We start from the raw sequence: 8,518 nt of genomic DNA, 5'->3' as shown, positions 1-8,518 counted from the left end.
GGCCCGCCCGCCCGCAAGGTCTCGAACCGAAGGTCGGCGGGATCGAGAGAGTTGTCGACCTGCTCGGCGGCAAGATCGACCGGCTGCACCGCCACGAACCAGTTCTGCCTCTTGTGGCCCGGCCGGACCGGGCTCTTGAACATGAACTTGATCGTGCCGGCATAGTCGCCTGCGAGAGCTGCGGCACCCTCGCCGTCGAGATTGACGATCGCCGATTTCGGACCGTGCCTGTCCGGCATCGGCCCGAAACTGACCTCGAAACCGCAACCGCGATTGCCCGCCTCGACGCGCAGGATATCGACCAGCTTCGTGACGGCAATCCGGCATTCCACCGGACCGTCGCCGGAGGTGACGAGAAGATCAACGCCGGCCATTTTTCTGCCTCCTCATCTCCCGATGCCCGGATTTGCGGTCGCGGCGATCGGCCTCGGCTTCGTCCACCGCCTTCTTGTAGGTGACGAGCGGACGCAAGGTCGCGACCGGCTCGACCAGCCCGGCGGCAACAAGATCGGCCACGACATGGCCCGAATCCTTGTAGGCGGCAGCCGCCTCCTCGATGACGAGATTGCGATCATCGCAGATCGCCACGCCACCCCAGGCATTGCGCAACAGCTGCTCACGATCCGAACGCGTCTTGCCGACCCGGCCATGCATGGTGGCGCGATCATATTTGCGGCCCGCACCATGCGAGATAGCACCGAGAGCATTCGCAACGCCCTCAACGGCCCGGACAATATGGCTGAGGCTGGCGCGAGAGCCGGCAACCGGTGCGAGTTCGCCCGGCTTCACCGCAGCCGCGCCCTTGTGGTGAACGAAGCCGCGATCCGACACCCGCACGAGATTGTGCGGGATATCTGCGATCCGTTCGACATCGGCCCCAAGGGAGAGACCGGCCCGTTCCGCCACCAGCTGGCGATTGAGCGAAGCCCAGGCAACGCAGCGGTCATGCGCGGCAAGCCACGCCTGCCCCGCTTCGGACGCTGGATCGATGCCATCCTTCACCGAGGGGTGGTTGGTCAGCATCGTTTCAAAGACCGACGCACCAAAACCGCGAGAGCCGGAATGAACAAGGATGTAAAGACGCTGATCGTCAAGATCCTTGCCCTCCACCAGCTTGTCGATGGCCTGCAACTCGCAGAAATGGTTGCCGCCGCCAATCGTGCCGAGCGAACTCTCGAAAAGTTCTGGCGGGAGGCCGGCTTCCTCAAGACGCGCGGAGACATCACTGAGCTCCTGCGCCTCGAAGGTACGCAGACGTGCGGTCGCCTTGTCGATCTTCAGCTTGCGCAGCGGCAGATCCAGCGCAAACAGCGACATGCCGCAGCCGATATCGTTGCCGATCAGCAGCGGATGAAGACGATCAGACAACAGCGCGACACCGGTCGCACCGTATTTGCCGGGATGAAGATCGGGAAATGCCACGATTTCCCTCGCTCCCGGAAGACGTGCCATCTCGTCAAGCTGGTGAAGGGCGGCGCCTTCGATCCAGGCCCTGTCCGAGAAGACACGGTGAATGGCCGCCGGCTGCACCGACGGCGTGTGGGAGCTATCGCTCCCGATGGAAGTGCCCATTTTGAAAAACTCTGGATAGGAGTGATCGTCTGCCGAAGAGCCGAAAAATCGGCGCGGCAGGTCAATCGGCATTCATCGGCACAATGACCGAGTTAAGCCGAAACCCCATTGGGGCGTGCGGAGATGTTTTGCATCGGGCGCTCCCTTGTTCCAGAAATCAGTGAGGCTCAACTAGTACAGGCGTCTTTCAGAAGCAAGCAGCGACGAAAGCGTGGCACATGACTTTGGGTCAGGCTGTGGCGAAAAGGTCGCCGTCACCAAGGAACACGTCATGATGCCGACCGGCTACATGACAAAAGGCCGAGCAATCATCTTTTTCGAATTTAAAGCGAAAATTTATTTGGCCATATCGCAGTGGCCGACTATTGTGCAGTGCAATATATTCCGCGACGCAACATTTTTCGCGGCATGCGCGAGATATTTCGCATCACATGCCGGAAAACGAAGTATCTGCATTCAAAAGAATTTTAGACACACCTGCAATGAGCAATTGCCCGAATAATTTACATTTATTCGGTACAATATTGGTGGGACGTTACTTCATTGGCACAACAACTATCAGTCTGCATTTTAACCTGCAATTAGTGCCAACCTGCCATTTTGTCGCACAAGCATGCTGTCGCGCCTCCCTCAGAGAAGAGCTGCGCCACGCGCCGTTGTGTTGTGCAGATTTATGGGTGGGGTGTAGCATTATGGCATTCAAAGATATGGCCATTTCAAAGAAACTCGGCATCGTCACGGTTGTGATGGGCCTGTCCTCGGTCGTGATCGCCGGCGTTGCCGGCAGCGGCCTTTACGGTCTCCAGCAGGCAATGGTCTCCGTCGGCTCCCGCGAGGAAGTGGCCCGCGAAGCGATGGACCTGCGCGTCGACATCATCGCCATCAGCCGCATGACCTACCAGCTGGCCGCTGCGCCGGAAAAGGCCAAGGATTTCCGCGCTGAAACCGACAAGCGTTCGACCGAAATGCTCGGCCGCCTGCCCAAGATCGAGTCGACCGCTGACGCCACCGAAAAGGATCAGCTGAAGACTATTCGCGGCGCAATGGAGAGCTATTTCGGCGAGATCCGCAAGATGGTCGATATCGCCGAAAAGAACCCGGCCGATACGGCAGCCATCGGCGCCGGCCTCAAGAAGGCACTCGATGGCCAGAAGGTCGTCACCGACACGGTCAAGGTTTACAGCACCTATTCCGGCAAGTCGCTGGCGGAAGCCCGTGCATCCGCCGTCGAATCTTCGTCGACAGCCATGCTGATCTCGGCACTGGCTGCAATCGGCTTCATCATTCTCGGCAGCGTCATCAGCACGCTGGTTGCCCGTCGCGGCATCATCCGCCCGATCCGCGACCTGACCGACGCCATGAGCCGCCTTGCCAAGGGTGATCTCGATGGCAGCGCCGTCGATGCTGCCCGCAAGGACGAAATCGGCGAAATGGGCCGCGCGGTCGATGTCTTCCGCAACAACGCGATTGCCATGAACCAGCTGAAGGCACAGGAAGCCGTGCTGCATGAGCGCAGCTCCGATCTGCAGTCCAGCATCGCCACCGTCGTCGCTTCCGCCGTTGCCGGCGATTTTACCGCCCGCATCCGCAAGGATTACCAGAGCGAAGACCTCAACCGCTTTGCCGGCAGCGTCAACGAACTGGTGGCCAGTGTCGACAGCGCCGTCACCGAAGTCCGCCGCGTCATCGCAGCGCTCGCCGATGCCGACCTGACCCAGACGATGGAAGGCCAGTTCCAGGGCGCCTTCGCCGAACTGCAGGGCAACGTCAACGCCACGATGGTGACGCTGCGCGCCACCATGCACAATGTGCGTGGCGCTGCCGGCACGATCAACAACAACTCGGCCGAACTGTCCTCGGCTGCCAACGATCTCTCCAAGCGCACCGAGCAGCAGGCCGCCTCGCTGGAAGAAACCGCCGCAGCACTGGACGAAATCACCGCGACGGTGCGCGCCGCCTCGGCCCGTTCCAACGAAGCCCGCGACATGGTGCATCAGACCAAGCAGAGCGCGTCGAAGTCCGGCGACATCGTCCGCTCGGCCGTCACCGCCATGGGCCGCATCGAGGAATCCTCCAACAAGATCAGCCAGATCATCGGCGTGATCGACGAGATCGCCTTCCAGACCAACCTGCTCGCGCTCAACGCCGGCGTCGAAGCTGCCCGCGCCGGTGAAGCCGGTCGTGGTTTCGCCGTCGTCGCTCAGGAAGTCCGCGAACTGGCACAGCGCTCCGCAAACGCTGCCAAGGAAATCAAGACGCTGATCAGCGCCTCTGCCTCGGAAGTCGAAGGCGGCGTCAGCCTCGTTCGCTCCACCGGCGATGCGCTTCTGGAAATCGAAAACCTCGTCAACCGCGTCAACGAACATGTGGAATCGATCGCCACCGCCGCCAAGGAACAGTCGATGGCGCTGGCCGAGATCAACTCCTCGGTCAACCACATGGACCAGATGACCCAGAAGAACGCTGCGATGGTGGAAGAAACCACTGCCGCCAGCGAAACGCTCGCCGAAGAAAGCCGCCAGCTGCAGTCCATCCTGCAGAACTTCAAGCTGGAAGAAGGCCACGCCTCGCATACCGGCCATCGTTACCGCTCGGCCGCCTGATCATCATCGGCACATCGAGAAAGAAGGCCCGGAGAGCGATCTCCGGGCCTTTCGCTTTTCAGGTTTTAGGGATTGCCAGCCCGCGCATGAAAAGCTCTTCGAGAAAACGCGCGGCATCCTCGAAACGCCCCTCACCCGACAGGTTCTGGCCGAGCACGGCCCGCACCTGCACGTCGAAATCCGCATAATGCTGGGTGGTCGACCAGATCGAAAAGATCAGGTGGTAGGGATCGCATTTGGCGATTTTTCCCGAACGTGCCCAGGCGCGGATCACCTCAGCCTTCTCATCCACCAGTTCTTTCAAAGGGCCTTTCAACTCGTCCTCGATGTGCGGCGCGCCTTGCAGAATCTCGTTGGCGAACAGCCGGCTTTCACGCGGAAAATCGCGTGACATTTCCAGCTTGCGGCGGATGTAGGAACGGATTTCCGATTCCGGCCTGCCATCGGCATCGAACGCCTTCAACGGATCGAGCCATGTGAACAGCACCCGGTCGATCAGCTGCCGGTGGATCGCCTCCTTGGTGCGGAAATAATAGAGCAGGTTGGGTTTCGACATGCCCGCCGCCTCGGCGATCTGATCGAGTGTCGAGCCGCGAAAACCGCGCGCAGAAAACACGTCGAGCGCCGCCTCAAGGATGCGCTCCTGTTTTTCCTCCTGAATGCGGGTGCGCCGCTGTGTCTGTGCCGCCCTTGGAATGGCCATATCTACCCTTTCACAGCGACCGCTGGCTCGCTCGAAACCGCCGCATTTTCAGGCATTCTGCCTTCAATTTCAGCGAATATTTTTCACGATTCCCGTCTTGAGTGCCAGCTTGAAAATTGCCATGTTTTACCAATCGGTCAAATTATCGGCGACCATAAAAACAAACGCAATGCCGATGTTGTTTCGACTGCAAAAGACAGGTTGCCAAAGACCTGCGGGGAAAACGCAATGCCGCCGAACGGCGGTTGATAACAGGCGAGGAAGATCACGATGGTGGCAGCACCCGGCGAGAACATGCGCGTCAATGGCGACCGCCTGTGGGACATGCTGATGGAGATGGCGAAGATCGGCCCCGGCATTGCCGGCGGCAACAATCGCCAGACGCTGACCGATGCCGATGGCGAAGGCCGCCACCTGTTCAAGGCATGGTGCGAGGATGCCGGCATGACGGTTGCCACCGACCAGATGGGCACGATGTTTGCGACCCGCCCCGGCACCGACCCGGATGCCCTGCCCGTTTATATCGGCAGCCACCTCGACACCCAGCCGACCGGCGGCAAATATGACGGCGTGCTCGGCGTGCTGGCGGGGCTGGAAGTGATCCGCTCGATCGACGATCTCGGCGTTAAGACAAAACACCCGATCGTCGTCACCAACTGGGCCAACGAGGAAGGCGCGCGCTTCGCCCCGGCCATGCTGGCATCGGGCGTGTTTGCCGGCGTGCATTCGCTCGACTACGCCTATTCGCGAAAAGATCCCGACGGAAAGACCTATGGCGACGAGCTGAAACGCATCGGCTGGCTGGGCGAGGAAGAAGTCGGCGCCAGAAAGATGCACGCCTATTTCGAATATCACATCGAACAGGGACCGATCCTCGAAGCGGAAGAAAAGCAGATCGGCGTCGTCACCCATTGCCAGGGCCTGTGGTGGCTGGAATTCACGCTGACGGGCAAGGAGGCCCATACCGGCTCGACGCCGATGGACCGCCGCGTCAATGCCGGCCTCGCCTTCGGCCGCATCCTCGAAGCGGTACAGGAGGCAGCAATGGCCGAACAGCCGGGCGCGGTCGCCGGTGTCGGACAGGCATTCTTTTCGCCCAATTCCCGCAATGTGCTGCCCGGCACGGTGGTCTTCACAGTCGACATGCGCACGCCGAGCCAGGAGAAACTCGACCGCATGCGGGCACGGGTGGAAAAGGCAGCCGCCGACATGTGCGCGGTCCTCGGCGTCGATTGCGCGGTGGAGGCGGTCGGCCATTTCGATCCGATTACCTTTGATCCGACCTTGGTCGGGCGCGTCCGTCATGCGGCGGAAAAGCTGGGCTACAGCCACATGGATATCATCTCCGGCGCCGGCCACGACGCCTGCTGGGCCTCGAAAGTGGCACCGACAACGATGATCTTCTGCCCCTGCGTCGGCGGACTTTCGCATAACGAGGCCGAGGAGATTTCCAAGGACTGGGCATCGGCCGGCTGTGATGTGCTGCTGCATGCGGTGCTGGAGACGGCGGAGATTGTGGTGTGATGCAGTGGGGGACACCGTGAAATCATTGACCACTACCCTTGCAGCAAGATCCCCCTCATCCGGCCCTTCGGGCCACCTTCTCCCCGTTGGGGAGAAGAGGCATTCATCGGCCTCATACCTCTACACCACCCGTAGCAACGCACGGTTGGAACCCATGACGGTACGGCTTATCTTCTCCCCCTCGGGGAGAAGGTGGCCCGCAGGGCCGGATGAGGGGGTACGCATCATGCCCGATGACCACATCACCAAACGCCGCGCCGGAAAGACGTCTCAAGCCCGGCGACTACGCCGCAACGAAACCGAAGAAGAATACCGGCTCTGGAGCGAACTCAGAAACCGGCTGCTGAATGGCTACAAGTTCGCCCGCCAAGTGCCGCTCGGTCCATACATCGTTGATTTTCTCTGCCGCGATAGAGGACTGATTGTCGAGATAGACGGTTTTCACCACGCGGACAGCATGTCCGACAGGATCCGAACCCAATGGCTGAATGCCAACGGTTACGCCGTGCTGCGGTTCTGGAACCATGAAATCACCGGCGAGCGCCGCGCGGTCCTCGATACCATCCTCGCGGCCCTCGCAGGCGATCTGGCCGCCGCTTGCGAAACGACACGTTTCTATCCGCCGGAGGTTTCTTATCATCGCATACGGGAGGAGAATGCATGACCAAAGTCATCAAAAACGGCACCATCGCCACCGCCGACCTCACCTACAAGGCCGACGTGAAGATCGATGGCGGAAAGATCGTCGAGATCGGCCCGAACCTGTCCGGCGATACCGTGCTGGACGCCACGGGCTGTTACGTCATGCCGGGCGGCATCGATCCGCATGTGCATCTCGAAATGCCGTTCATGGGCACCTATTCCGCCGACGATTTCGATAGTGGCACCCGCGCGGCCATTGCCGGCGGCACGACCATGGTGGTGGACTTCTGCCTGCCGGAACCCGGCCAGTCGCTGCTCGATGCGCTGAAACGCTGGGACAACAAGGCGAGCCGCGCCCATTGCGATTATTCTTTTCACATGGCGATCACCTGGTGGGGCGAACAGGTGTTTGACGAAATGAAAGCGGTGGTGCGCAACCATGGCATCAACTCGTTCAAACATTTCATGGCCTACAAGGGCTCGCTGATGGTCAATGACGAGGAGATGTTCGCCTCGTTCTCCCGCTGCGCCGAACTCGGCGCGCTGCCACTTGTCCACGCCGAAAACGGCGATATCGTCGCCGCCCTGCAGCAGAAACTGATGGACGCCGGCAATGACGGCCCGGAGGCGCATGCCTATTCCCGTCCCGCCGAGGTGGAGGGTGAAGCCACCAACCGCGCCATCATCATCGCCGACATGGCCAAGGTGCCGCTCTATGTCGTGCACACCTCCTGCGAACAGGCGCATGAGGCGATCCGGCGTGCCCGACAGGCCGGCATGCGGGTTTATGGCGAACCGCTGATCCAGCACCTGACACTCGACGAAAGCGAATATTCGAACAAGGACTGGGACCATTCCGCCCGCCGCGTCATGTCGCCGCCATTTCGCGACAAACGCCATCAGGATGGTCTCTGGGCCGGCCTTTCGGCCGGTTCCCTGCAGGTGGTGGCGACCGATCACTGCGCCTTCACCACGGCGCAAAAACGCAACGGCATCGGCGATTTCCGAAAGATCCCGAATGGCACCGGCGGATTGGAAGACCGGTTGCCGATGCTCTGGACCCATGGTGTGGTGACCGGCCGCATCACGATGAACGAATTTGTCGCCGTCACCTCCACCAACATCGCCAAAATCCTCAACATCTATCCGCAGAAGGGCGCCATTCTTGTCGGCGCCGATGCCGATATCGTTGTGCTCGATCCAAAGGCCTCGAAAGTCATCTCGGCGGAGAGCCAGCAATCGGCGCTCGATTACAACATCTTTGAAGGCCAAGAGGTGAGCGGCCTGCCGCGCTTCACGCTGTCGCGTGGAACGGTCGTTTATGCCGATGGGAAAATCCTGTCCAAGGAGGGCGACGGCAGGTTTGTCTCCCGTGCACCCTTCCCCGCACCGGCAAAGGCCTTGTCCAACTGGAAGGAACTGACGGCGCCTCGAAAAGTCGAGCGGTCCGGCATTCCGGCAAGCGGAGTATGAT

6 protein-coding genes and 1 pseudogene are annotated in these 8,518 nt (G+C 60.7%); 4 read left to right on the top strand and 3 right to left on the bottom strand.

Annotation, left to right across the window (positions count from 1 at the left end; translation table 11 throughout):
- Together AAIH70_RS08660 and AAIH70_RS08655 are read right to left on the bottom strand one after the other, a co-directional pair.
- A pseudogene (locus tag AAIH70_RS08660) lies at positions 1-374 on the bottom strand (peptide chain release factor H); the annotation flags it as partial.
- Positions 361-1,572 carry an RNA ligase RtcB family protein gene (locus AAIH70_RS08655; RefSeq protein ID WP_132271792.1) on the bottom strand — a complete coding sequence of 404 codons (1,212 nt, stop codon included), beginning with the start codon at positions 1,570-1,572 and terminating at the stop codon, positions 361-363. The pseudogene AAIH70_RS08660 and the gene AAIH70_RS08655, both read right to left, overlap by 14 nt.
- A 692-nt stretch (positions 1,573-2,264) precedes the next feature.
- Between AAIH70_RS08655 and AAIH70_RS08650 the strand changes: the two genes are divergently transcribed.
- Positions 2,265-4,175, top strand: a complete 1,911-nt coding sequence (locus AAIH70_RS08650; RefSeq protein ID WP_132271790.1) for a methyl-accepting chemotaxis protein — start codon at positions 2,265-2,267, stop codon at positions 4,173-4,175.
- Between the two features lie 58 nt (positions 4,176-4,233).
- Here the strand turns inward: AAIH70_RS08650 and AAIH70_RS08645 are convergent, their stop codons facing one another.
- On the bottom strand, positions 4,234-4,878 hold the full coding sequence (locus AAIH70_RS08645) for a TetR family transcriptional regulator C-terminal domain-containing protein (RefSeq protein WP_132271788.1): 645 nt from the start codon (positions 4,876-4,878) through the stop codon (positions 4,234-4,236).
- 270 nt (positions 4,879-5,148) lie between these two features.
- Between AAIH70_RS08645 and AAIH70_RS08640 the strand changes: the two genes are divergently transcribed.
- Genes AAIH70_RS08640 through hydA form a run of 3 tightly spaced genes read left to right on the top strand, consistent with a single transcriptional unit; the run spans position 5,149 to position 8,517 of the window.
- Entirely contained in the window at positions 5,149-6,402 is a 1,254-nt protein-coding gene (locus tag AAIH70_RS08640) for a Zn-dependent hydrolase (protein WP_132271786.1), read from the top strand.
- Positions 6,403-6,427: 25 nt separating this feature from the next.
- A complete protein-coding gene (locus AAIH70_RS08635) occupies positions 6,428-7,066 on the top strand; it encodes an endonuclease domain-containing protein (protein WP_430033831.1) in 639 nt (212 codons plus the stop codon).
- Positions 7,063-8,517: a dihydropyrimidinase gene (gene hydA, locus AAIH70_RS08630; RefSeq protein WP_132271782.1), complete on the top strand. Its 1,455-nt coding sequence runs from the start codon at positions 7,063-7,065 to the stop codon at positions 8,515-8,517. The genes AAIH70_RS08635 and hydA overlap by 4 nt, the downstream gene beginning before the upstream one ends.
- Position 8,518: the final 1 nt, after the last annotated feature.

Source organism: Neorhizobium sp. BT27B (genome assembly GCF_050455485.1).
GTDB lineage: Bacteria > Pseudomonadota > Alphaproteobacteria > Rhizobiales > Rhizobiaceae > Neorhizobium.
The sequence above is the reverse complement of the archived record's forward strand: the minus strand, read 5'-3'. Positions and strand labels throughout refer to the sequence as shown.

What these genes read in the sequence shown, in the direction of transcription:
- AAIH70_RS08645 (WP_132271788.1), bottom strand. Translation starts at nt 4,878, where the DNA reads ATGGCCATTCCAAGGGCGGCACAGACACAGCGGCGCACCCGCATTCAG.
- AAIH70_RS08655 (WP_132271792.1), bottom strand. Translation starts at nt 1,572, where the DNA reads ATGGGCACTTCCATCGGGAGCGATAGCTCCCACACGCCGTCGGTGCAG.
- AAIH70_RS08650 (WP_132271790.1), top strand. Translation starts at nt 2,265, where the DNA reads ATGGCATTCAAAGATATGGCCATTTCAAAGAAACTCGGCATCGTCACG.
- AAIH70_RS08640 (WP_132271786.1), top strand. Translation starts at nt 5,149, where the DNA reads ATGGTGGCAGCACCCGGCGAGAACATGCGCGTCAATGGCGACCGCCTG.
- hydA (WP_132271782.1), top strand. Translation starts at nt 7,063, where the DNA reads ATGACCAAAGTCATCAAAAACGGCACCATCGCCACCGCCGACCTCACC.